Here is a 22,616-nt window from a genome sequence, read left to right as displayed (position 1 = left end):
TGCCCGTCGCTCCACGGTCCACCTCAGCGGCTGAGGGCAGTCAGCGACAGGTACTTTGTAAAGCATCCGATTCTTGTTATAAGACTGACCGTTTTTCACGCAGTATGCCGTGTTAGGCACCCTACGGTGTCGAGTGGACGGTTTTAAAGTAAGGACGCTAGATGATCAAGCTCAAACCCCTTTTGCCAATCATGGCCGCATTGACCATGGCCGGCTGTATGACCGCTGAGCGCATGCCCGATGGCAAAACCAGGATTCGCTTCTCTGATGAGACGGCAAATTCGCTGGCCTCATTGATACCTGCCGGCGCGGTACCCGGTTCTGCTGCTGCGAGTGGTGGTGAACTGGACTTGATGCCGAAAAAGAGCCCGGCCGGTAGCGGGTTGTACCTATACTTCAACGGTCGCTATGACTTCACTTGTGCGTCCGCACTGCTCTACAGTGCCAAGTCCGGCCGCCCGCTGGATGAGTCTGCCAATGTCGGCTGCCGGGATCGCTATTATCAGCGTCAGTTGGAACTAAAGCAGGCGGGCAACCCCTACGACCGGGCTGCGCCCCCCTATGACGCACACAAACCGAACAATGAATACTGGGAAAAACTGAAGCGGCAAACCCTTGCCCAGCTGGGGACGACGCAGCAATTTGCCACGCGACTGTCAGCGATAACGCGGATTGAACGCGACGGCAATCACACTATCAGTTTGGGGTTTGCAGGCGATGGCGATGGCGTTCACGTGGCCTTGGTTCCCCAGCCATTCAGAATTCCGGTGCTCATGGAGAATGCCGACGAACAGGCGAAGTTGCGCAGGCCGGCGGCCAACGCCACAACCCAGATTGGCGAATGGGTGACGTGCAATGTGCTGCTCGGCTATGACCGAACGCTAGACCGTGGCCCAAGGCCTCGACATATCTCGGCACAGGAATACCGGCAATACGAGATACTTTTCAATGTGGCCTCGGTCAGTTGCCAGCTCGGTATTCGCTGACCGCAGGTAAGCCAGCCCTAGCTAAGCGGCTCATGCAATAATCCAGCTGCCATTGGCCAATGGCAGCTATCGACCCATTGCGGACACCGTGCCAACGCCCTGTAGTCAGTACCGGCCTCATCGCCGGCAAGCCGGCTCCCACAGATATATCACCAGCCTCCAGGTCTGCGCATTACCTGTGGGAGCCGGGCTTGCCGGCGATGGGCTGCGAAGCGGCCCCGGCCTTCGGATGTCCGCCATGGGTCGATAGCAGCCTTTCACGGCTGATCGCTAAACGGTCCATGGCGGACACCACCCCAACGCTCTGTAGCCAGTGCCGGCCTCATCGCCGGCAAGCCGGCTCCCACAGAGAGATCACCAGCCTCCGGGCCTGCGCAGTCCAAACTGTGGGAGCCGCGCTTGCCGGCGATGGGCCGCGAAGCGGCCCCGCCTTCAGAAGTCCGCCACGGTTCGATAGCGCAAGGCCTGAGCGGCCTGACGTGCCATCCGCTGGACCGAAGTCGGCTCACGTTTCGCCGATCTGCGACAGCGGCCGGGCGACATGTTCCAGGGAACGGCGTTCGGCCGCTACGCCCCAAACAGCCTGGGTCAGGCCGGCAATGATCATCAAGGCAGCCCCGATCAGGTAGCCGTACAGCACATTGGCACGTTCGCCACTTTCGATCAGCGCGCCGAACAACGTTGGCCCGATCAGCCCACCCAGGCCGGTGCCGAATGCGTAGAACACGGCGATGGCCAGCGCCCGGATTTCCAGCGGGAATGTCTCGGCGACGGTGAGGTAGGCGGAACTCGCTGCAGCCGAGGCGAAGAAGAAGATGACCATCCACGCCACGGTCTGCTGGGTGACGTCGATCAGCGCTTGCTCGAACAGGTAGCCACTGATGGTCAGCAGCACGCCGGAGACCAGGTAGGTGGCGCTGATCATGATGCGCCGGCCGATCACATCGAACAGCCTGCCCAGCAACAGCGGGCCGCAGAAGTTGCCAAGCGCAAACGGCAGGATGTACCAGCCCACCTTCGCTGACGCCACCCCGTAGAAGTCAGTCAGCACAAGCGCATAGGTGAAGAAGATCGCGTTGTAGAAGAAGGCCTGCGAGGTCAGCAAGGTCAGCCCGACCAATGCGCGGCGCCGATGCTCGACGAACAGGCTGTGGAACACCTCGCGCAGCGGCGTGTGGTCACGTGCGCGCAGGCGCATGGGCGCAGCCTGCAAAGGGGGGATCGCAATGCCGCGCGCCTGGTAATGGCGTTCGATGTTGGCGACGATGCGCTCGGCCTCTTCAGGCTGGTTGTGGATCATCAGCCAGCGTGGGCTTTCCGGCACCCACAGGCGCATCAGCATGATCACCAGGCCCAGCGCCGCACCGATACCGAAGCACAGCCGCCAACCCAGGTCGCCACCTGCAACCGCCGGGTCGAGCAGCACCACGGCACCGGCCGCGCCGAGGGCGGCGCCGATCCAGAAGGTGCCGTTGATGGTCAAGTCGACCCAGCCGCGGTAGCGCGCCGGGGTGAACTCCTGGATAGTCGAGTTGATCGCCGTATACTCGCCGCCGATGCCAGCACCTGTGAGAAAACGGAACAACAGGAAGCTCCACAGGTTCCAGGAAAATGCCGTCGCCGCAGTGGCGCCGATGTACAGAAACAGGGTAATGAAAAACAGCTTTCGCCGCCCCAGACGGTCAGTCAACCAGCCGAAGAACAGCGCGCCCAGCACTGCGCCCGCAATATAGGTAGCGCCCGCCAGGCCGATCTCGGTACTGCTCATGGCCAATGCCGGGCTGTCCTTCAATGCGCCGGACACCGAGCCGGCCAGGGTCACTTCCAGGCCGTCGAGCAGCCAGGTGATACCCAGAGCCAACACCAGCAAGGTATGAAAGCGGGTCCAGGGCAAGCGGTCCAGCCGGGCGGGTATATCGGTGCTGTACAGGCGCTGCTGCGCCGGGGCACCGCTGGGCTGCTGCAAGGCTCGGGTCGTCATGGCAACACCTTCGCTGACGGGTTCGCTTAGCCGATGGAGCCCTGTAAGGCGCGCGGAGTTCAAGATTCACATTGTCCACCGCTCGGCAGGTCAGTCTCCCCGATAACCTATGCAATACAAGGATGGACCTATGACGCAGGCATGGACGCGGCTGTGGCCAACGCTCGCCTTGATCACCCGCTGGCAGTGCAGGCGCTGCTGGTTGCGCTGATGCAAGCGGATCGAACTTTCTGCCCGCCACCGTGCTCCTCTGCACACACCTACCAACGCGAGGAGACGCCCATGAAGCATAACGACGGCAAGACCGGCGACAAAGTCCCCAAGCCGCTTTCTTCTGAACAGGCCCAGCAAGGTGAGCGGGAGCCAGACCCGGTGCTCGAACGCCCCGACCCTGCTACCGAGGCAGTGGACAAGGTCATCACGCCAACCTCGATCAAAGAACAAGAGCAGCAGACCCGTCAGATCGAGCGGCGCCTGGCTGAGGCAGACGAAAAAGCCCGACGCTGAACGCCGGGCGCCACGCTCAGATGCCCATTCGGTAAATGGGCATCTGAGCGGATTGTCCCGATTTTCGTGACAGTAATTCAATTGGCCACGTATTTTTGTCTTCATCCCCTGACAGTAAAGTGGGTTCATCACATAGAGGCGCCGAAGCCTCAAGGAGACGAATCATGATCACTGTCCGTAACGCTGAAGAACGTGGCCGCGCCAATCATGGCTGGTTGAAGTCAGCTCATACCTTCTCATTCGCCAATTACTGGGATCCTGACGAGCAAGGCTTTTCTGACCTTCTGGTCATCAATGATGACCGGGTGATAGCAGGCAAAGGTTTCGGCCAGCATCCTCACCGTGACATGGAGATATTCTCCTACGTCCTCGAGGGCGCCCTGGAGCACAAAGACACCCTGGGCACCGGGTCGGTAATCAAACCAGGTGATGTGCAATTGATGAGCGCAGGCAGCGGGGTCGCTCACAGTGAGTTCAACCACAGCAAATCGCAGCCGGTTCACTTCCTGCAAATCTGGATTGTGCCCAATGTACGGGGTGCGACTCCCCGTTATCAGCAGCAGCGTTTCAGTGACGATGAAAAGCGCGGCAAGCTGCGGCTGATCATTTCGCCAGAGGGCAAGCAGGGTTCGCTTCAGGTTCGCCAGGACGCGCGTGTTTATGCGGGCCTCTTCGACGGCGATGAGCACGCCACTCTGACGCTGGCTGACAACCGCCATGCGTATGTACACGTAGCGCGTGGGCGCATCGAGCTCAATGGCCAACTGCTGCGCGAAGGTGACGGCGTGCGGATGAGGAAAGAGCAACTGATCGAGCTTTCCAACGGCCGTGATGCAGAAGTGCTGGTGTTTGATCTGCGGCCTAACGAGCTGCCGAGCATGCCTTGACCCATGCAATTGGAGGACTGTCTTGCCGCGCCTCGCAGAGCGGTAAGACAGCATGCCGATTGATGGATCCAGGCATGCCAGAATTTGGCACCCACGCCCTCAAGCCCCCTACCCCCAAAAACAGATTCTGGCCGGCCCGATGCTAGCTGGATGAGTCGTGCTCGCTGCTTAGGCGTGCATGGCTTGGCTAAGACGCGCCAGGATACCGACCTGGGTCGAACCCAATTTTTCAAAGGCAGCAATGGAATGAGCACATCAACACCTGGCGCTTGGAGCCCCTTGCGCAATACCACCTTCCGCATGTTGTGGATCGCAACAATCGCTTCCAACATCGGCACTTGGATGCACGAGGTCGGCGCAGGATGGTTGATGACCACCCTTTCCGCCAGCCCGCTCCACGTTGCATTGATTCAAGTGGCAGGCTCGCTCCCCATGTTCTTCCTGGCCCTTCCGGCCGGAGCCGCTGCTGACATTGTCGATAAACGACGTTACCTGTTATTCGTGCAACTCTGGATGTCGGCGGTCGCAGTGACATTGGCAAGCCTCACGCTGCTAGGGCTGATGAACGTTTCATTGCTTCTGGTACTCACTTTGGCGTTGGGCATTGGTACCGCGTTGATGATGCCGGCGTGGAGCGCCCTCACACCTGAGCTTGTTGGGAAAGAAGACCTGTCGAATGCGGTGGCGATCTCGAGTGTCGGCATAAACGTCTCGCGAGCGATCGGCCCTGCCTTGGCAGGTGTAGTGGTGAGCCTGGTAGGCCCGTGGTTGACGTTCGCACTCAACGCAGTTTCGTTTGCGGGTGTGATCCTGGTGCTGTTCATGTGGAAGCGCGAGGTCAAAGAGCCGCTGCTGCCTGCGGAGCGCTTCATCGGTGCAATGCGTACTGGGATGCGCTTCGCTCGAAGCTCCAAACCGCTTCAAGCTGTATTGATTCGTGCGCTGGCCTTCTTCCTGTTTGCGAGTGCCGGCACTTCATTGCTGCCACTGATCGTGCGTGGCGAGATGCATGGCACCGCGGCCGATTTCGGTTTGCTGCTTGCTGCAATTGGCATAGGCGCCGTAGGGGGTGCAACGCTTTTGCCTAAACTGCGTGAGCGGGTCAGCCGAGACCGTTTGGTAATAATTGCGAGCTTGTTGTACGCCGTATTCCTGCTCGTGCTCGCGTCGGTTCGCAATTTCTATGTGCTGATGCCAGCGATGCTGATTAGCGGAGCCGCTTGGATCGCGGTGCTCTCCAATATGCAGGTTGCCGCTCAAACCTCTGTGCCAGCGTGGGTACGAGCCCGGGCACTGTCGGTGTACATCCTGGTCTTCTTCGGTTCAATGGCGGGTGGTGGCCTCCTGTGGGGGACCGTAGCCAGCCATGCCTCGATCACTTTGAGCCTGCTGCTGGCTGCTGGCGGTCTTGCGCTGGCGACCCTCGTTACCTGCAAAGTGGCGCTGCCTGAGACTGAAGCCGACGAGCTCGCGCCTTCGCTGCACTGGCCAACGCCATTAATCAGCGATGAGCTGGATCAGGAGCGCGGGCCTGTGATGGTCACAGTCGAGTACCACATCGATCCTGCTCAAGCAGAGGCTTTCACCCAGGCTGCTCGAGATCTGGAAGCCATGCGCAAGCGAAACGGTGCGTTGTCATGGGGGTTGATGCAGGACAGCTCGGAGCCGACGTTGTGGCAGGAGTTTTTCTTTGAAGAGTCTTGGCTTGAACACTTGCGCCATCACCATCGGGTTACCCGTGGCGAGCTGAAGATCGAAGCTCGAGTGCGCACATTCCAGACCGAAGGCGTACCTGTGAAAATCCGTCATCTGCTGGCTGAAACACATAAGCCTCATCGGTCTGGCGGCCACTGAACCACGGCAGCTTCCAGCAGCGATGTCGGTAGGGCCGCTCTGAGTACCCACCCGCAATGCCGTTGAAAGTCCATCATCAGCACTGAGCCTGTCTATGCCTCATTGCTGATGTTGGACGTTGCGATGCCTAGTTCTGTACCGGCTCGAAAAGGCTCACGGAGCTCGCATCCACCGCCTTGGGCAGCAGCCCCTCGCGGTAAAAGGCATCGGCGATGCGCTGCTGTTCAGCCAGGTTTTCCAGCTTCACCGGCTGCACGTCATAACTGCGCCGGGCGTTGGCCTGCTGCACCGTGGCGCTGTCCAGGTTGCCCCACAGCGGCCCAAGGATACGCGCGGCCTGCGCCGGGTTGGCCTTGGTCCAGGCACCGGCCTCGCGCAGGGCCAGGTACACCTGCTGCAGCACTTCGGGATGGGCCTTGGCGTAGTCGCTGCCAGCCAGGTAGTAACGCTGGTAGCTGGCCAGCTCGCTGCCATCGGCCAGAATCCGCGCGTTCTGCTGGCGCTGAGCACTGGCCACGTAAGGGTCCCAAGTTACCCAGGCATCGACCTTGTGGTTTTCGAAGGCGGCTCGGCCGTCGGCGGGAATGAGGTAGGCCGGGGTGATGTCCTTGAAGGTCAGCCCGGCCTTGGCCAGGGCCTGGATCAGCAAGTAGTGGCTGCCGGCGGCCTTGGTCACCGCCACGCGCTTGCCCTTGAGGTCGGCCAGGGTCTTGAGTGGCGAGTCCGACGGCACCAGGATCGCCTGGGCCGTGGGTGACGGGGTTTCCCGGGCAAAGTAGGTGAGTTTGGCGCCGGCGGCCTGGGTGAACACCGGCACGGTATCGGCAACGTCCGCCGACAGGTCGACATTACCCAGGTTCAGTGCCTCCAGCAGCGGCAGGCCACTTGGAAACTCGTGCCAGCTGACGCGGATGCCCTCGGCCTGCAGGCGTTGTTCGAGGCTGCCTCGGGCCTTGAGCAGGGTCAGCAGGGTCGAGGACTTCTGGTAGCCGATGCGCAGGGTCTGCTCGGCATTGGCCAGGCTCGGCAGCAAGGCGCTGGCCAGCAGCGCCAGGCCGAGCCGGCGCAGGGGTTTGATTGGCATGGGAAAATCTCCGCTGTCAGGGTTGCACGGCCAGCTTGGCGGCACCGGGAAGGGTGAAACCGCTGGCGAATGTCGGTGCCACGTCGAGGCGTTGGGCCATCAAGCCATGGGCATGGTAAAAGTCGGCGGTGTCCTGCTGTTCGGCCACGGTTTGCGGGTCGATCAGCTGCCAGCGCAGTTGGCGACGCTCGAACTGCAGGCGGGCGGCGTCTTCGGGGAAGCCGATGATCGCCGCCAAGGTTTTCGAATAGCTGTCCACATGTTGGTTGGCCCAGACCTGCGCGCCGGCCAGCCGGTTGAGGTAGTCCTGCAGCGCTGCGCGCCGGGCGGGTTGATCCAAGGCCTTGTCGGTTGCAGCGAGGAAGCTGTTGCCGCTGGACAGGCCACGGCCGTTGACCAGCACCCGGCCCTGCCCGCTCAACTCGGCCAAAGCGGTATAGGGCTCCCAGGTCGACCAGGCATCGACCGCACCGTTGGCCAGGGCGATCTTGGCGTCCACCGGCCCGAGAAAACGCAATTCCACGTCCTTCTCGCTTAGGCCGGCCTGTTCAAGCGCCTTGAGCGCCAGATGATGGCCGATCGACCCGCGACCGGTGGCGATGCGCTTGCCCTTGAGGTCGGCCGCGCTGTGCAGCGGTGCATCGGGGCGCACCAGCAGCGCCGTGCCATAAGGGTCGGACTTGTCCACGGCGATGGCCTTGACCGGCGCCCCCGAGGCCAATACGAACAACAGCGGCGCATCGCCGATGATGCCGGCATCGATCGCCCCGGCATTGAGCGCCTCGGCTAACGGTGCGGCGGCGGGGAACTCGGCCCAGTGGATGTCATAGGGCAAGTCGCGCAAGGCATCGGCGGCTTCCAGCTGTGCGCGCATATTGCCCTTCTGGTCGCCGATGCGCAGGGTCAGGCGCTCCGTGGCGCTGGCCTGGCCAACCAGCAACAGTGCCGCGGCAAGGGTGAACAGCTTCGTGCGGATGGACATGGCGCTCCTCGATGTCTGGGCAGGCCGCGTCATGCGGCCCGGTCTGTGACTCTAGCGAGAACCATCAAATAAATTAAATTGATTTTAGGAATAACCTAATATGCGTTTTAATCTCGCCAGACCCTGCAGATGGCATTACTCGCCATTGCGATTATGCTAATGCCTTATTTTCCCGTGCCACCCAGTGAGCGCCGATTATGAAAATCGATGATATGGACGCCTTCGTCGCGGTCATCCGTTGCCAGTCCACCAACCTCGCCGCCGAAGCCCTGCAACTGACCCAGCCGGCCATTACCCGCCGGGTGCAGAACTTCGAGGAAGACCTCGGTGCCACCCTGCTCGATCGCAACACCAAGCCCCTCAAACCCACCCCCATGGGCCTGCGGGTGTACGACCAGTGCAAGGCGATCTTGCGCGAGATCGACGCGCTGCGCGAACTGGTGGCCAACGATGGTGCGCCGTCGGGCACCCTGCGCCTGGGCGTGCCGCAAACCCTGGGCGACGTGGTGCTGCTCGATGCCCTGGCGCAGATTCGTGAGGCCTACCCGCAATTGCGCACCCAGGTGAGCAGCGGTTGGGGCAGCAGCCTGATCGCGCGCATGGAAAACGGCGAGCTCGACGCCGCCGCCGCGCTGTTCCCGCCGGGCAAGATCTTCCCCGAAGGCATCGCCAGCCAATCGATCGCGCGCATGCCGCTGAAGGTGGTGGCGGCCAAGGGCAGCGCCGCCAAGCGCAGCTACAAGCTCAAGGACTGCTACACCCGTGGCTGGGTGCTCAACCCCGATGGTTGCGGTTTCCGCGCCGGGCTGCAGCGGGCCCTGAGCGAACAAGGGCTGAGCCTGTCGATCAACCTGGAAACCTTCGGCACGGAGTTGCAACTTGGGCTGGTCGCCAATGGCCAGGGGCTGGGGCTGGTACCCGAGCCGCTGCTGCAGGCAAGCCGGCATCGCGAGGCGCTGGATGTGCTCAACGTCACTGACTTCAAGCCGCAGGTGGACCTGTGGTTGTTCCATCCGCGGTTCCTGGGCAACCTGCAGGAGCCTGTGGAACTGTTTGGCGAAGTTGCCGGGCATCGGTTGCTGGGTTGACCCCGACGGGGCGCCATGCGCCCCAAGCACTAAATGCAATTTACGCATAACACGATAGCAACTAGATGCTTTAAATAAATAATTAGCATAGAACCAAAAAGACTTTTACAGCCTTCATCCATACGAATACGGTCTTAGCCAACACACCGTCATTCAGGGATGAAACCCCATGAGTCACCCCTCCGACAGCGCCCTTGCCGAGCTGACACAGGCCCTTGCGGCCAATGCCGAGCGCTATGACCGCAGCGCCTGCTTCCCGCAGGACAACTTCGACCTGCTGCACCGCCACGGCCTGCTCGCCTTCACCGTGCCCCGCGCCCTCGGTGGCGCTGGCGCAGACCTTGCCAGTGCGCGCCGGGTCATTGGCGCGGTGGGCAAGGGCGACCCGGCCACCGCGCTGATTCTGGTCATGCAGTACCTGCAGCACTTTCGCCTGCAGAACGAAGCCTGTTGGCCCGAACACCTGCGCCAACGCGTGGCTAGCGATGCCGTACAACACGGCGCGCTGATCAACGCCCTGCGCGTCGAGCCGGCACTCGGCACCCCTGCCCGCGGCGGCCTGCCTGCCACCGTGGCGCGGCGCACGGCCGAAGGCTGGCGCCTGAGCGGGCGCAAAATCTATTCCACCGGCAGCCATGGCTTGAGCTGGTACCTGGTGTGGGGCCGCAGCGACGACGCCGACCCTTTGGTCGGCGGCTTCCTGGTGCACCGCGACACGCCCGGCATCACCATCGTCGACGATTGGGACCACCTGGGCATGCGTGCCACCTGCAGCCATGAAGTGCGTTTCGACGAGGTACTGATCCCCCTCGATCACGCTGTCAGCGTCAGCCCTGCCAGCGCGCCAAAGGCCGAACTCGATGGCGAGAGCCTGTTGTGGATGGCCGTGCTGCTACCGGCCGTGTACGACGGCGTGGCCCGCGCTGCCCGCGACTGGCTGGCGGGCTTTCTAAAGCACCGTGCACCCTCCAACCTGGGCGCGCCGCTGGCCAGCCTGCCGCGCTTTCAGGAGGTGCTGGGGCGCATCGACACCCTGCTGTTCGCCAACCAGAGCCTGCTCGATGCCGCAGCCAGCGGGCAGGTCGCGCCGCAGCATGCCGGGCAGCTCAAGCACCTGGTCAGCGCCAACGCCATCCAGGCCGTGGAACTGGCAGTCGAAGCTGCCGGCAACCCCGGGCTGTCGCGGCGCAACCCGCTGGAGCGACACTACCGTGACGTGCTCTGCAGCCGCATCCACACGCCACAGGACGACGTGGTGTTCGGCCAGGTCGGCCGCGCCGCGCTGCTGGAGGCTCGGGGATGAGCCATTCGATCATTGCCAGCCAGCTCGACGCCCAGGCCAACCAGCACCTGCGTGATCACCTGCCGGACCATCAAGTCATCGACATTGCCCCCGGCCAGCTGGCCCTGCAGGCCCCTGCCGATGTGTTCATCCTGCGCCCGATCAATGTGCGCGGGCAGCGCGTCGACAGCCCGCCGCCGGGCTGGCCGTGGGGCCTGAAATGGGTGCAGCTGGTGTCCTCGGGCATCGACTTCTACCCCCCTTGGGTATTCCAGGGGGCGCAGGTCACCAGCGGCAAGGGCGCCAACGCCGAGCACGTGGCCGAGTTCGCCCTGGCCCTGGTGTTCGCCGCTGCAAAGCAACTGCCGGGGTTATGGGTCAAGGATGCCGACTGGCGCCTTACCCCCTTGGCACCGCTGCGCGGCCGCACCCTGGGCATTCTCGGCTTTGGCAGCATCGGCCAGAGCCTGGCGCGCAAGGCCGTGGCGCTCGGCATGCGCGTGCTCGCCCTGAGCCGCCCCGGCCAGGCCATCGCCGATGTGCCCGGGGTGGTGCGCGTCGCCGACCTGCAACAGCTGTTCGCCGGCAGCGATCACCTGGTACTGGCCGCCCCGCTCACCGCTGCCACCCGCGGCCTGGTCGGCCGCGAGGTGCTGGCCCATGCCCGACCGGGCCTGCACTTGATCAATATTGCCCGTGGCGGGCTGCTCGACCAGCAGGCGTTGCTGGAGGCGCTTGACAGCGGCCTGATCGGCCGCGCCAGCCTGGATGTCACCGACCCCGAGCCGCTGCCCGCCGGCCACCCGCTGTATCACCACCCGCGGGTGTTCCTGTCACCGCACACCTCGGCCATTTCCGAAGACGGCTACCCGGCCTTCCTCGAAGCCTTCATCGCCAACTTCCACCGCTACCGCGAGCAGGCGCCCCTGGCCAACCTGGTCGACACCGCACGCGGCTACTAATTACCGGAGAGCACACCATGAGTTCACTGTCTGCCGTCACCACCAGCGCCCCTAGCGTGCGCGACCGTGTCAGCGCCGAAGAGTGGGAGGTGCGGGTAAAGCTGGCCGCAGCCTACCGCCTGGCCGCCCTGTTCCGCTGGACCGACCACATCTACACGCACTTCTCGGCCCGCGTCCCGGGCCCCGAGGAGCACTTTCTGATCAACGCCTTCGGCCTGCTGTTCGACGAGATCAGCGCCTCCAACCTGGTCAAGGTCGACGTCGACGGCACGATCATCGACGACCCGCTGGGGCTGGGCATCAACCAGGCCGGCTACGTGATCCACAGCGCCATCCACCGCGCCCGCCCCGACCTCAAGGCCGTGCTGCATACCCACACCCGCGACGGTGCGGCGGTATCGGCCCAGCGCGATGGCCTGCTCCCTATCTCCCAACACGCCCTGGCCTACTACAGCCGGGTGGTTTACCACGATTACGAGGGCGTGGCCCTGGACCTGGACGAGCAGCAGCGGCTGGTGAACAACCTGGGCGACAGCAACATCCTCATCCTGCGCAACCACGGGCTGCTCACCGGGGGCATCAGCGTGGAACACGCGTTCCGCGAACTGCATGGGCTGGAGCGTGCCTGCAACATCCAGGTGGCGGCCCAGGCCGGGGGCAATGACCAGCTGTTGCATGCACCGCAGACGGCAATTGCCAAGGTGCACGAGCAGTCGAAGCGGTTTTCCGATGGCAAGGGGGAAGGCATCCAGCGGCACTGGGATGCATTGATACGGCAGCTGGACCGTGAGGGCCGCGGTTACCAGGACTGAAGCAAACACAGCTGTCGCCTGTGCTTGCCGGCGAAGAGGCCAGTACAGGCAAAACCATTCCGATCAAGGACCACCCCATGCCCCCACTGCACCGCCTGTTTGCCATCGGCGCCCTCGCCCTGGCCCTTACCGCCTGCTCTCCGGACGATGGCAGCACCGCCGGCAAAACCCTCAGCGTCGCGTTCTGGGGCGATAACACCACCCTGGTCAGCGTCGACCCCTTCCAGGTCTACTGGCTGGAACACCGGGTACTGCTGCGCAACGTCGCCGAGTCGCTCACCGACCAGGACCCGGACAACGGCCGCATCATCCCGTGGCTGGCAAAAAGCTGGGAGGTCAGTGCCGACGCCTTGAGCTACACCTTCCACCTGCGCCAGGACGTCACCTTCAGCAATGGCGAGCGTTTTGACGCCCACGCCGTGAAAAGCGCCTTCGACAGCAACAAAGCCTTCGCTACCCAACTGCCCGCAACCTTTGGCGCCACCTACCTGGCCGGCTACGACCACGCCGAGGTGCTCGACGACTTCACCGTGCGGCTGGTGCTGTCGCGGCCCAACGCAGGCTTTCTGCAGGCCACCTCCACCACCAACCTGGCGATTCTCGCGCCCGCCTCATACCGGCTGAGCGCACAAGAGCGCTCGCTGGGCAAGATCATCGGTACCGGCCCGTTCACCCTCGAACACTACACCCCCGAGGTCGGCGCCCGCCTGGTCAAGCGTGCCGACTATGCCTGGCCGTCGGCCAACATGCGTAACCAGGGCCCGGCCCATGTGGATGCCGTGGACATCAGCTACATCCCCGAGGAGAGCGTGCGCAACGGCCTGTTCCTGCAGGGCAAGGCCGACATCCTGTGGCCGCGCAACCCGTTCTCGGAGGTTGACCTGAAGCTGTTCCAGTCCAAGGGCGCGACCATCCAGAGCCGCTCGCTGCCAGGCCCGGCGCTGAACCTCTACCCCAACACCCGCAACCAGCGGCTGCTGGGTGACCGCCAGGTGCGCCTGGCGCTGCAAAAGGCCATCGACCGCACCAGCTACGCACACACCGTCTACAACGCCGAGTTCCCGGTAGTCAGCGGCGTGTACGACGTGACCACGCCGTACTTCAAGCCCCAGGCCGACAAGCTCGCCTATGACCCCAAGGGCGCCGAGCAGCTGCTCGACGCCGCCGGCTGGCACAAGGGCGAGGATGGCTACCGGCACAAGAACGGCCAACGCCTGACCCTGCGCTACAACCTCACCCCCGCCGAAAGCGCCGGTGACGTGCTGGTGCAGGACCAGTTGCGCAAGGTCGGCATCGACCTCAAGCTGAATGTGCTGACCCGCGCCGAATGGGTGGCCGGCAACGCGGCTGGCAACTACGACCTGACGTCCACCTACATGACGCGCGCCGACCCGATCATCCTGCAGACCATCCTCGATCCACGCGCGGCCAACAGCGCCACGGTCGCTACCAACACCTACGAGCCGCAGACCCTGGCCAAGGCCCAGGCGCTGTTCGACAGCGGCATCACCGCCACCGCCGACCCGCAGCGTGCCCAGGCTTACGGCCAGTTGCAGGACCTGCTGACCGACGAGGCCTCGGCATTCCCGCTGTATGAGCGCGTCTGGCAAGCCGCCACCGCGCCGCGGGTCAAGGACTTCCGCTGGACCGCCGAAGGCTTCGCGCTGTTCAGCGACATCCAGGTCGGCCAGCCATGAAGCGCTACCTGACCGGCCGCATCGGCCAAGCGCTGTTGGTGTTGTGGGGCGCCTATACCGTCACCTATTTCATCCTTTACATGCTGCCCGGCGATACCCTGGCGATCATGCTCAGCGCCTCTGGCATGGAGGCCGACGGCCTGTCTCCGGAGGACCTGGCCAAGGCCCGCACCTACTATGGGCTGGACAAAGGGCTGTTCGAGCAGTACTTCGACCTGCTGTGGCGCGCCCTGCACGGTGACCTTGGCCAGTCGTTGTCTCTCGGCAGGCCAGTGACCGCGCTGCTGGCCGAGCGGCTGCCGCAAACCCTGGCGCTGGCAGGTACTGCCATTGTGCTGTCGTTGCTGGCCGGGGTCGGCCTGGCCTACCTGACCGCCTACCTGCAATGGCGCCCGCTGAAGACCGCACTGGCGCGCCTGCCGTCGCTGGGCTTTTCAGTGCCGGTGTTCTGGATGGGCCTGCTGCTGATCCAGGTGTTCGCCTTCGCCCTTGGCTGGCTCCCGGCCACCGGCAGCCAAGGCCTGGCCAGCCTTGTGCTGCCGGCGATCACCCTGGCGATCCCCAGCGCTGCGGTTTACGCCCAAGTGCTGCAGCGCGGCTTTCAAGGCGTGTGGCAGGAGCCCTACATCACCACCGCCTTCGCCAAAGGCCTGAGCCGGGCCCAGGTGCAGGCGCGCCATGGCTTGCGCAACGCGGCCTTGCCGCTGCTCACCCTGGTCGGCCTGCAGGTCGGCAACACGGTGTCCGGCGCGGTGCTGGTGGAGACCATCTTCTCGCGTAACGGCGTTGGCCGCCTGGCCCAGGAAGCCGTGCTGCGCCAGGACATCCCGGTGGTGCTGGCGATCGTTGCGGTATCAGCCGCCGCCTTCGTGTTGGTCAACCTGATCGTCGACCTGCTCTACCCCTACCTCGACCCGCGCATCACCCACACGGCCAAGGTGAGCTGACATGACCATCGACATCCCCCTGACCCCGATCGACACCCAGCACACCAGCGGTATGGCGCCTCCCGCCACGCCCTGGAAACGTCGCACGCGCCTGCAGCGCGCGCACCAGGCCTTGGCCCCACTGCTACGCCGGCCTGGCTTCAGCGTGGCCCTGTTGATCGTACTGTTTGCCCTGTTCGCGGCACTGGCCCCGCAGTTGCTCACCAGCTTCGACCCTTACGCCACCTCGCCCGCCGACAAACTCAGCGCCCCCAGCGTGGTGCACTGGTTTGGCACCGACGAGTTGGGCCGCGACCTGTATACCCGGGTGGTGTATGGCGCGCGCCTGTCGGTGCTGGCGGCACTGTTGGCGGTGACCATCGCCCTGGTTGGCGGCCTTGGCCTGGGCGTTCTGGCCGGTTTTGCCGGCGGGCGGGTCGACGCGGCGTTGATGCGCCTGATCGACGTGTTGCTGGCGTTGCCCGGCCTGCTGCTGGCCTTGGCCATCGTCACTGCCATCGGCTTTGGCACCGTGCCGGTGGCTGTCGCTGTGGGTGTCGGCATCATCCCGGGCTTTGCCCGCACCACCCGCGCCGAAGTGCTGCGGATCAAGACCCTGCCCTATGTCGAGGCCGCCCGCCTGGGCGGCGCCAGCTGGGTACGCACACTGCTGCGCCATGTGCTGCCCAACGCCTGGGGCCCGGTGGCGGTGCTCGCCACCCTGGACTTTGGCGCGGCCATTCTGGCCACCGCCGGCCTCAGCTTTCTCGGTTTCGGCGCGGCACCGCCAGCAGCGGAATGGGGCACGCTGATCGCCAACGGCCGGCACTTCCTGATTACCGCCCCTTGGGTATCGCTGCTGCCGGGGCTGTTCGTGGTGGCTGTGGTGTTCAGCCTCAACCACCTGGCGCGCAGCGCCGAGGAGCATGCCCGATGAGCCAGCCACAGTTGATCCAGGTGCGTGACCTGAGTGTCAGTTACACCTTCGCCGGGCAACGCACCCAGGCCGTGCGCCGGTTGTCGTTCAGCCTGGCCCAGGGCGAAACCCTGGCGATCGTCGGCGAGTCCGGTTCGGGCAAATCGACGCTGGCCAATGCCCTGCTCGGCCTGCTGCCGGCCAACGCAAACATCGAGCAGGGCGAGCTAAGGGTCGATGGCATCGATGTGGCGCAGGCCAGCGAGCGCGTCAGGCGTAAGCTGCGCGGCCGCACCATCGCCTTGGTGCCGCAAGACCCGATGGTCAGCCTCAACCCAACCCTGCGTATCGGCCGGCAGATTGCCGAGGCGCTGTTGCTCGCCCATGACGGGCGGCGTTACCCGGGGCTGGACGCACAAGTGCTGGCGCTGCTCGAGCAGGTCGGCATCGACGAGCCGCCGCTGCGCGCCCGCCAGTACCCCCACGAGCTGTCCGGCGGCATGCGCCAACGGGTGCTGATCGCCATCGCCCTGGCCGGCGACCCCCGGCTGATCATCGCCGACGAGCCCACCAGCGCATTGGACGTGACCGTGCAGCGGCGCATTCTCGACCACCTGCAGCAGCTGGTGGCCGAGCGCGGCATCTCGCTGTTGATCATCACCCATGACCTGGGCATGGCCTGCGACCGCGCCGACCGCCTGCTGGTGATGAAACAGGGCGAGCTCGTCGAACATGCCTCGCCCAGGCAGATCCTCTGGGGCGCACAGCAGCCCTATACGCGTGCCCTGCTCAACGCAGCGCCCGCCTTCGTGCCGCGTAAACGGCCGCCTGGCGTGCCAGCGCAAACACCGCTGTTACGCCTGAGCAATGTCGGCAAGCGCTTCGCGCTGCCCGGGCAGCACGCGCACTTTACCGCGCTGCATGGCCTCAACCTCGAGCTGCATGCCGGGCAGACCCTGGCCATCGTCGGCGAATCGGGCTCGGGCAAGAGCACCGCGCTGCGCATCGCCCTTGGGCTGGAAAAGCCCAGCGAGGGGCGTGTGGAGTTCGCCGGTGTCGACGTCAGCGCCTGCAGTTGGCGGCAGTTCCGGCCCCTGCGCCGGCGTATTCAGCTGGTGCAGCAGAACCCGTTCGCCGCACTCGACCCACGCTTCACGGTGTTCGACAGCATCGTCGAACCGCTGGTGTCGTTCGGCCTGCTCAAGGGCGCTGCGCTGGAGCGCAAGGCCCGCGAGCTGATCGCCCGGGTGCAGCTGCCGGTGCACTTCCTCGACCGCCTGCCGCGCGAGCTGTCGGGCGGCCAGCGCCAGCGGGTGGCGATCGCCCGGGCATTGGCCCTGGAGCCCGAGGTGCTGTTGCTCGACGAGCCGGTCAGTGCGCTGGACGTATCGGTGCAGGCACAGATCCTCGCCCTGCTGGCCGACCTGCAGCGCGAACTGGGCATCGCCTACGTGCTGGTCTCCCATGACCTGGCGGTGGTCGCGAGCATGGCCGACCACGTGCTGGTGCTGCGGCGCGGGCAGGTGGTCGAGCAAGGGCCGGCGGTGCAGGTGTTCGGCAGCCCGGCCAGCGCCTACACGCGGGCGCTGATCGAGGCGATACCCGGGCATTCACGCAGCGTGCTGCCTGTGGCGGTTTGACGGTTGTGCCGCGCGGTACGTGGTGCCGTGCGCAACAGACATTGAACATTATCTGGCAAGAGGTATTGAACGTGAGCAAACGACAGATCCATCTCGGCGCAATGATCCACGGTGTCGGTCACGGCTGGGGCGAATGGCGCCACCCCGAGGCGCTGGCCGACGCCAGCGTCAACTTCGGTTTCTACAAGCAGCAGGCGCAACTGGCCGAGGCCGCGAAGTTCGACTTCGCCTTCATCGCCGACAGCCTGCACATCCATGCCCGCTCCAGCCCCCATTACCTCAACCGCTTCGAGCCGCTGACCATTTTGTCTGCGCTGGCGGCGGTCACCTCCCACATCGGCCTGGTAGCCACGGTCACGGTCAGCTACACCGAACCGTTCCAGGTCGCTCGCCAGTTCGCCTCGCTGGACCTGATCAGCGGCGGGCGGGCCGGCTGGAACGTGGTGACCTCGTGGCTATCGGGCACCGCCGACAATTTCGGCAAGGCAGAACACCCACCCCACGCCGTGCGCTACCGCATCGCCCGCGAGCATGTCGATGTCGTCCAAGGCCTGTGGGACTCGTGGGAAGACGACGCCTTCACCCGCGACAAGCGCACCGGCGAGTTCTTCGACCCCACCAAGCTGCACACGCTGGGCCACCAGGGCGAGTTTTTCAAGGTCAAGGGCCCGCTGAACATCCAGCGTTCGCCCCAGGGCCAACCGCTGATTTTCCAGGCCGGCGTGTCGGAGGATGGGCGCAACTTCGCCGCGCAAAACGCCGATGCGATTTTCGTCAACCCCGAGTCGTTCAGCGATGCCCGAGCCTATTACCAGGACCTGAAACAGCGCGCTGCGCGCCATGGCCGCGACCCGGAGCAGCTGTTCATCCTGCCGGGCATCCGCCCCATCGTCGGCCGCGACGAGGCCGAGGTAGAGCGCCGGTACCAGGAGGCCGTCGAGCTGGTGAGCATCGAGGACGCCCTGGTCGCCCTTGGCCGCCCGTTCAACGACTACGACTTCAGCCAGCACGACCTGGATGCGCCATTCCCGGACCTGGGCACCCTCGGCGACAACAGCCACAAGGGTACCGCCGACCAGCTCAAGCAACTGGCCCGCGAAGAGGGCCTGACCCTGCGCCAACTGGCACTGCGCTTTTCGCGCCCGAGGCGTGACTTCACCGGCACCCCGGAACAGGTGGCCAATGCCCTGCAGGACTGGTTCGAGGACCGCGCCGCCGACGGTTTCATCATCAATTCGCTGCTGCCCGATGGTTTGCAGTACTTCACCGAGCTGGTAGTGCCCCTGCTGCAAGCGCGCGGCCTGGTGCGCAGCGAGTACACCGGCCGCACCTTGCGCGACAGCTTCGGCCTGAGCGTACCGACCAACCGCAACACGCGGCGCCGCGAGCCGACCGCGGTCGCTTGAACCGCCCTGGACGAAAAGGAGTTCCACTGCATGAGCCTCGAATTCATTGGCCTCATCGGCCCTCAGGAAAGCAGCGAATCACAAGCCCCACGTGGCCCGTTGGTTGACCTGGACTTCATCAAGGCCTTCGCCCACGCCCAGGAATACGCCGGGTTCGACAAGGCCCTGCTGGCGGTCAATACCAGCGCGCCGGACGCGATGATCCTGGCCAGTTACGTCGCCGCAGTGACCGAACGCATCGGCCTGCTGGTGGCGCATCGGCCCGGTTTCCAGGCGCCGACCTTCGCCGCCCGCCAGTTCGCCACCCTCGATCAGCTCAGCCGCGGCCGCGCCTCGATCAACGTGATCACCGGCGGCGACAGCGGCGACCTGCAGCGTGACGGCGATTTCCTCGACAAGGATGCCCGCTACGCACGCACGGACGAATACCTGCAAGTGCTGCACAAGACCTGGACGCAGACCACGCCGTTCGACCACCACGGCGAGCACTACCGGGTAGAGGACAACCTGACCCTGGTCAAGCCGGTGGACAAGCTGCCGGTCTACTTCTCCGGTGCTTCGGATGCGGCGGTGGAGGTGGCAGCCAGGCACGCCGATGTCTACATGATGTGGGGCGAGCCCCTGGAGCAGGTGCGCGAACGCATTGCCCAGGTACGCAAGGCCGCGGCTCGCTACGGCCGGGAGAACCACATCCGCTTCAGCCTGTCGCTTCGGCCGATCCTGGGGGCTACCGAAGACGAGGCCTGGGCCCGGGCCGAGCGCATCCTGGCCGACGCCAGGCAACGCATCGGCATCCGCCAGGGCAGCCGTCGCGAGAAGAACTTCGGCAAGAGCAACGTCGGTTCCGAACGCCTGGTGCAACTGGCAAGCCAGCGCAAGGTGCACGACACCCGGCTGTGGACCGAGATCGCCGCGCTGGGCGGTGGCGCCGGCAACTCCACCTCGCTGGTGGGCACCCCCGAGCAGGTGGCCGAAGCGGCGCTGGCGTATTACCAACTGGGTGTGAGCACCTTCCTGTTTCGGGGTTTTGACCAGTTGCGCGATGCCGTGGACTACGGGCAAACACTGATTCCACGGATCCGCGCACTGGTTGCGCAGCAACAAGATGGCCGCACCACCCGCAGCGCCTGACCTGGACCGGCCCTTTCACGGTTAGCGCCGCGAAGGGGCCTGCGGACCTCCCTGACCCATATTCAGACCACCAGCCCACATCGGGCCTGGTGCAACGGCGCGTGGGTGTTCGTCGTGAACTTTCATGCGCCCTTCATTGCCCAGGCAACACTACATCAAAATCACGTTATCGCATTTATAAAGCAGGCTATTATCAGCAATAAACATAATTAACTTAGAACAAAAAAACCTTTCACAGCCGTGCGAAAGTCCATTAGGTTCTTTCAACCGACCCCGACATGGCGGAGGCAAATGGATTTGTGCCAGCCGCTGTCGGTCCGTCTTTCGATCCGCCTGCCCGTTGCGCACATCCGAACTCAACCTTTTCGGAGCATGCGACATGGGATTGTCCCGTAGAGATCTGATCACCCGCCTCGCCGCCATTGGCGGCTATTCAGCGGCCCTTGGCGCGCTGGGGCAGAACGCCCTGGCCGCCACTTTCGAGCCCTTGCAACTGGCCGCCAACGGTGGCAACGGCAAACGCGTAGTGATTGTCGGCGCCGGTATTTCCGGCCTGGTAGCCGCCTACGAGCTGCGCAAGGCCGGCTTCTCGGTCACCGTGCTGGAAGCCCGTGAGCGCGTCGGTGGCCGAGTCTGGACCCTGCGCCAAGGCGACCGCATCGAGCATAACGACGGCAGTTCGCAAACGGTCGAGTTCGACCCAGGCCACTTCTTCAACGCTGGCGCCGCACGCCTGCCAAGCCATCACCTGACCATCCTCGGTTACTGCCGCGAACTGGGGGTGGAGCTGCAGGTGCTGGTCAACAGCAGCCGCAACGCCCTGGCCCAGCCTGACCTGGCACGCCCACCGCTGCTGCTGCGCCAGGCGGTCAACGACACCCGCGGGCACTTCAGCGAGCTGCTGGCGCGCAGTGTCAAGCGCAACAGCCTCGATGCCGAGCTCAGCAGCGGCCAGCGCAAGGCGCTGCTGGACTTCCTCAAGGTGTACGGCGACCTCGACAGCCAGCAGCAATACCGCGGCTCGGTGCGCGCCGGTTATAGCCGCTTCGCCGGCGCCGGGGACCAGACACCAGTCCAGCGCCAGCCGGTCCCCCTGGACCAGTTGCTCGACAGCAACCTGCTGCTGCCGCTGGTGTTCGACGAGATCCCCGAGTTCTCCTCGACCATGTTCCAGCCGGTCGGTGGTATGGACCAGATCCCCAAGGCGTTCTACCGCCAGGTCAAGGACAGCGTGCGCCTGAGCGCCGAAGTGCTGGGGGTGGAAACCACTGACAACGGCGCCAAGGTGGTCTGGCGTGACCGCAAGAGCGGGCAGCAGCACATCGAGCAGGCCGACTACGCCATCGTCACCCTGCCCCTGCCCTTGCTGGCGAGGCTGCCGAACAATTTCAGCACGGCATTCAAGCAGGCCATCGGCACCGCCGAAGGCGACAAGGCCAACAAGGTCGCCTGGCAATCACCGCGCTTCTGGGAAACGGATTACCAGATCTACGGCGGCCTCAGCTACATCAACCACGAAGCACGCACCCTGTGGTACCCCAGCGACCACCTCAACAGCGCCCAAGGTGTGTTGGTCGCCACCTACAACACCGGCTTGGTGGCCGAGCAGTTTGCCACCAAGTCGCTGCAGGCCCAGGTTGCCTCGTCGCGCCAGGCGGTGGAATCGCTGCACCCGGGCCACAGCCACAAGCTGGGCCGGCCGGTGGTGGTGAACTGGTCGAAGATCCCCTTCAGCGAAGCCCCGTGGATCGTCCACGACGAAGTCGCCCAGCCTGGCTACGACCTGCTCAACCAGCCCCAGGGCCGAACCTGGCTGGCCAGCGATGCCCTCGCCCATGGCGGCGTGGGCATCTGGCAGAACAGCGCGGCCGAATCCGCCCGCCGGGTTGTCGGCCTGATCGCCCGCCATGCCAACCAGGCCACCCGCGGCGCAGCCGCCTGATCGTCAAGGAAACCACAGCATGCCTCGTCTTCTTCTGCTTGCCGGAGTGCTCATGTCGCTGACCCTCAATGCCCATGCCGATAGCATCAAGCGGGTCGCCCCGCCTGGCTCCAACTTCCCCATCTCGCAACTGGTCACCGTGCCGGCCGGCAGCCAACTGACGTTCGTCAGCGGCACCTTGCCGGATGTGGCCGACGCCAAGGCGCCCAAAGGCACTATCGCGGCGTTCGGCAACACCGAAAGCCAAACCCGTTCGGTGCTGAACAAGCTGCGCACGGCGCTGCAAAGCCAGGGCCTGGATCTAGGCGACATCGTCCAGTTGCGGGTGTTCCTGGTGGGCGACCCGGCCAACGGCGGCGCCCTTGACTTCACCGGGCTGCAAGCGGCCTACAGCGAATTTTTCGCCACCGCCGAGCAGCCCCGCACACCGACCCGCACGGCCATCCAGGTGGTGGCGCTGCCGCTGCCGGGCGCGCTGGTGGAAATCGACGCGATCGCGGCCAAGGCGCCCTGAGCGCGCCCGCCGAGCCACA

Annotated in this window: 19 protein-coding genes; 16 read left to right on the top strand and 3 right to left on the bottom strand. The window is 64.6% G+C overall.

Annotated elements, in window-relative coordinates; genetic code table 11:
* Positions 1–161 precede the first annotated feature (161 nt).
* Positions 162–986 (top strand): hypothetical protein, encoded by an 825-nt coding sequence (locus ABEH27_RS04755; RefSeq protein ID WP_346612447.1) that lies wholly within the window; start codon positions 162–164, stop codon positions 984–986.
* A 505-nt stretch (positions 987–1,491) separates the two neighbouring features.
* On the opposite strand, the gene ABEH27_RS04750 is transcribed toward ABEH27_RS04755, so the two are convergent.
* The gene (locus ABEH27_RS04750) at positions 1,492–2,967 is read right to left on the bottom strand and encodes an MFS transporter (RefSeq protein ID WP_346612446.1); all 1,476 of its coding nucleotides are present in this window, start codon (positions 2,965–2,967) and stop codon (positions 1,492–1,494) included.
* Positions 2,968–3,249: 282 nt separating this feature from the next.
* On the opposite strand from ABEH27_RS04750, the gene ABEH27_RS04745 reads away from it, so the two are divergent.
* The 3 genes from ABEH27_RS04745 to ABEH27_RS04735 all read left to right on the top strand — a co-directional run bounded on the left by ABEH27_RS04745 (position 3,250) and on the right by ABEH27_RS04735 (position 6,215).
* Positions 3,250–3,474, top strand: a complete 225-nt coding sequence (locus ABEH27_RS04745) for a hypothetical protein (protein WP_346612445.1) — start codon at positions 3,250–3,252, stop codon at positions 3,472–3,474.
* 164 nt (positions 3,475–3,638) lie between these two features.
* Positions 3,639–4,361, top strand: a complete 723-nt coding sequence (locus tag ABEH27_RS04740) for a pirin family protein (RefSeq protein ID WP_346612444.1) — start codon at positions 3,639–3,641, stop codon at positions 4,359–4,361.
* 246 nt (positions 4,362–4,607) lie between these two features.
* Positions 4,608–6,215, top strand: coding sequence for an MFS transporter (locus ABEH27_RS04735; protein ID WP_346612533.1), 1,608 nt, complete (start codon positions 4,608–4,610; stop codon positions 6,213–6,215).
* A 127-nt stretch (positions 6,216–6,342) separates the two neighbouring features.
* Here the strand turns inward: ABEH27_RS04735 and ABEH27_RS04730 are convergent, their stop codons facing one another.
* Together ABEH27_RS04730 and ABEH27_RS04725 are read right to left on the bottom strand one after the other, a co-directional pair.
* Positions 6,343–7,299, bottom strand: a complete 957-nt coding sequence (locus tag ABEH27_RS04730) for an aliphatic sulfonate ABC transporter substrate-binding protein (protein ID WP_346612443.1) — start codon at positions 7,297–7,299, stop codon at positions 6,343–6,345.
* A 16-nt stretch (positions 7,300–7,315) separates the two neighbouring features.
* Positions 7,316–8,281 carry an ABC transporter substrate-binding protein gene (locus tag ABEH27_RS04725; RefSeq protein WP_346612442.1) on the bottom strand — a complete coding sequence of 322 codons (966 nt, stop codon included), beginning with the start codon at positions 8,279–8,281 and terminating at the stop codon, positions 7,316–7,318.
* Positions 8,282–8,478: 197 nt separating this feature from the next.
* Here ABEH27_RS04725 and ABEH27_RS04720 point away from each other — a divergent pair, with 197 nt between their 5' ends.
* From ABEH27_RS04720 to ABEH27_RS04665, 12 genes are all read left to right on the top strand, one after another.
* Positions 8,479–9,369: a LysR family transcriptional regulator gene (locus tag ABEH27_RS04720; protein WP_346612441.1), complete on the top strand. Its 891-nt coding sequence runs from the start codon at positions 8,479–8,481 to the stop codon at positions 9,367–9,369.
* A gap of 169 nt (positions 9,370–9,538) precedes the next feature.
* Positions 9,539–10,672 carry an acyl-CoA dehydrogenase family protein gene (locus ABEH27_RS04715; RefSeq protein WP_346612440.1) on the top strand — a complete coding sequence of 378 codons (1,134 nt, stop codon included), beginning with the start codon at positions 9,539–9,541 and terminating at the stop codon, positions 10,670–10,672.
* Positions 10,669–11,613 (top strand): D-isomer specific 2-hydroxyacid dehydrogenase family protein, encoded by a 945-nt coding sequence (locus ABEH27_RS04710; RefSeq protein WP_346612439.1) that lies wholly within the window; start codon positions 10,669–10,671, stop codon positions 11,611–11,613. Before ABEH27_RS04715 ends, ABEH27_RS04710 begins: the two co-directional genes overlap by 4 nt.
* A 17-nt stretch (positions 11,614–11,630) precedes the next feature.
* Positions 11,631–12,425: a class II aldolase/adducin family protein gene (locus ABEH27_RS04705; protein ID WP_346612438.1), complete on the top strand. Its 795-nt coding sequence runs from the start codon at positions 11,631–11,633 to the stop codon at positions 12,423–12,425.
* Positions 12,426–12,502: 77 nt separating this feature from the next.
* Entirely contained in the window at positions 12,503–14,122 is a 1,620-nt protein-coding gene (locus ABEH27_RS04700; RefSeq protein WP_346612437.1) for an ABC transporter substrate-binding protein, read from the top strand.
* Positions 14,119–15,069, top strand: coding sequence for an ABC transporter permease (locus tag ABEH27_RS04695; RefSeq protein ID WP_346612436.1), 951 nt, complete (start codon positions 14,119–14,121; stop codon positions 15,067–15,069). Before ABEH27_RS04700 ends, ABEH27_RS04695 begins: the two co-directional genes overlap by 4 nt.
* 1 nt (position 15,070) lies before the next feature.
* A complete protein-coding gene (locus tag ABEH27_RS04690; RefSeq protein WP_346612435.1) occupies positions 15,071–15,985 on the top strand; it encodes an ABC transporter permease in 915 nt (304 codons plus the stop codon).
* On the top strand, positions 15,982–17,604 hold the full coding sequence (locus ABEH27_RS04685) for an ABC transporter ATP-binding protein (protein WP_346612434.1): 1,623 nt from the start codon (positions 15,982–15,984) through the stop codon (positions 17,602–17,604). The genes ABEH27_RS04690 and ABEH27_RS04685 overlap by 4 nt, the downstream gene beginning before the upstream one ends.
* A gap of 71 nt (positions 17,605–17,675) precedes the next feature.
* Entirely contained in the window at positions 17,676–19,010 is a 1,335-nt protein-coding gene (locus ABEH27_RS04680) for an LLM class flavin-dependent oxidoreductase (RefSeq protein ID WP_346612433.1), read from the top strand.
* 30 nt (positions 19,011–19,040) lie between these two features.
* Complete coding sequence (locus ABEH27_RS04675; RefSeq protein ID WP_346612432.1) at positions 19,041–20,141, top strand: LLM class flavin-dependent oxidoreductase; 1,101 nt, start codon at positions 19,041–19,043, stop codon at positions 20,139–20,141.
* A gap of 379 nt (positions 20,142–20,520) precedes the next feature.
* Positions 20,521–22,083: an FAD-dependent oxidoreductase gene (locus ABEH27_RS04670; protein ID WP_346612431.1), complete on the top strand. Its 1,563-nt coding sequence runs from the start codon at positions 20,521–20,523 to the stop codon at positions 22,081–22,083.
* A 19-nt stretch (positions 22,084–22,102) separates the two neighbouring features.
* Positions 22,103–22,597 carry a RidA family protein gene (locus tag ABEH27_RS04665; protein WP_346612430.1) on the top strand — a complete coding sequence of 165 codons (495 nt, stop codon included), beginning with the start codon at positions 22,103–22,105 and terminating at the stop codon, positions 22,595–22,597.
* Positions 22,598–22,616 lie beyond the last annotated feature (19 nt).

The sequence above is a fragment of the Pseudomonas sp. P39-UII1 genome, from assembly GCF_039672635.1.
GTDB lineage: Bacteria > Pseudomonadota > Gammaproteobacteria > Pseudomonadales > Pseudomonadaceae > Aquipseudomonas.
This window is presented reverse-complemented; position numbering and strand designations above follow the sequence as displayed.

Excerpts from the sequence above, each read along its gene's own strand:
- ABEH27_RS04755 (WP_346612447.1), top strand. The coding sequence starts at position 162 with ATGATCAAGCTCAAACCCCTTTTGCCAATCATGGCCGCATTGACCATG.
- ABEH27_RS04750 (WP_346612446.1), bottom strand. The coding sequence starts at position 2,967 with ATGACGACCCGAGCCTTGCAGCAGCCCAGCGGTGCCCCGGCGCAGCAG.
- ABEH27_RS04745 (WP_346612445.1), top strand. The coding sequence starts at position 3,250 with ATGAAGCATAACGACGGCAAGACCGGCGACAAAGTCCCCAAGCCGCTT.
- ABEH27_RS04740 (WP_346612444.1), top strand. The coding sequence starts at position 3,639 with ATGATCACTGTCCGTAACGCTGAAGAACGTGGCCGCGCCAATCATGGC.
- ABEH27_RS04735 (WP_346612533.1), top strand. The coding sequence starts at position 4,608 with ATGAGCACATCAACACCTGGCGCTTGGAGCCCCTTGCGCAATACCACC.
- ABEH27_RS04730 (WP_346612443.1), bottom strand. The coding sequence starts at position 7,299 with ATGCCAATCAAACCCCTGCGCCGGCTCGGCCTGGCGCTGCTGGCCAGC.
- ABEH27_RS04725 (WP_346612442.1), bottom strand. The coding sequence starts at position 8,281 with ATGTCCATCCGCACGAAGCTGTTCACCCTTGCCGCGGCACTGTTGCTG.
- ABEH27_RS04720 (WP_346612441.1), top strand. The coding sequence starts at position 8,479 with ATGAAAATCGATGATATGGACGCCTTCGTCGCGGTCATCCGTTGCCAG.
- ABEH27_RS04715 (WP_346612440.1), top strand. The coding sequence starts at position 9,539 with ATGAGTCACCCCTCCGACAGCGCCCTTGCCGAGCTGACACAGGCCCTT.
- ABEH27_RS04710 (WP_346612439.1), top strand. The coding sequence starts at position 10,669 with ATGAGCCATTCGATCATTGCCAGCCAGCTCGACGCCCAGGCCAACCAG.
- ABEH27_RS04705 (WP_346612438.1), top strand. The coding sequence starts at position 11,631 with ATGAGTTCACTGTCTGCCGTCACCACCAGCGCCCCTAGCGTGCGCGAC.
- ABEH27_RS04700 (WP_346612437.1), top strand. The coding sequence starts at position 12,503 with ATGCCCCCACTGCACCGCCTGTTTGCCATCGGCGCCCTCGCCCTGGCC.
- ABEH27_RS04695 (WP_346612436.1), top strand. The coding sequence starts at position 14,119 with ATGAAGCGCTACCTGACCGGCCGCATCGGCCAAGCGCTGTTGGTGTTG.
- ABEH27_RS04690 (WP_346612435.1), top strand. The coding sequence starts at position 15,071 with ATGACCATCGACATCCCCCTGACCCCGATCGACACCCAGCACACCAGC.
- ABEH27_RS04685 (WP_346612434.1), top strand. The coding sequence starts at position 15,982 with ATGAGCCAGCCACAGTTGATCCAGGTGCGTGACCTGAGTGTCAGTTAC.
- ABEH27_RS04675 (WP_346612432.1), top strand. The coding sequence starts at position 19,041 with ATGAGCCTCGAATTCATTGGCCTCATCGGCCCTCAGGAAAGCAGCGAA.
- ABEH27_RS04670 (WP_346612431.1), top strand. The coding sequence starts at position 20,521 with ATGGGATTGTCCCGTAGAGATCTGATCACCCGCCTCGCCGCCATTGGC.
- ABEH27_RS04665 (WP_346612430.1), top strand. The coding sequence starts at position 22,103 with ATGCCTCGTCTTCTTCTGCTTGCCGGAGTGCTCATGTCGCTGACCCTC.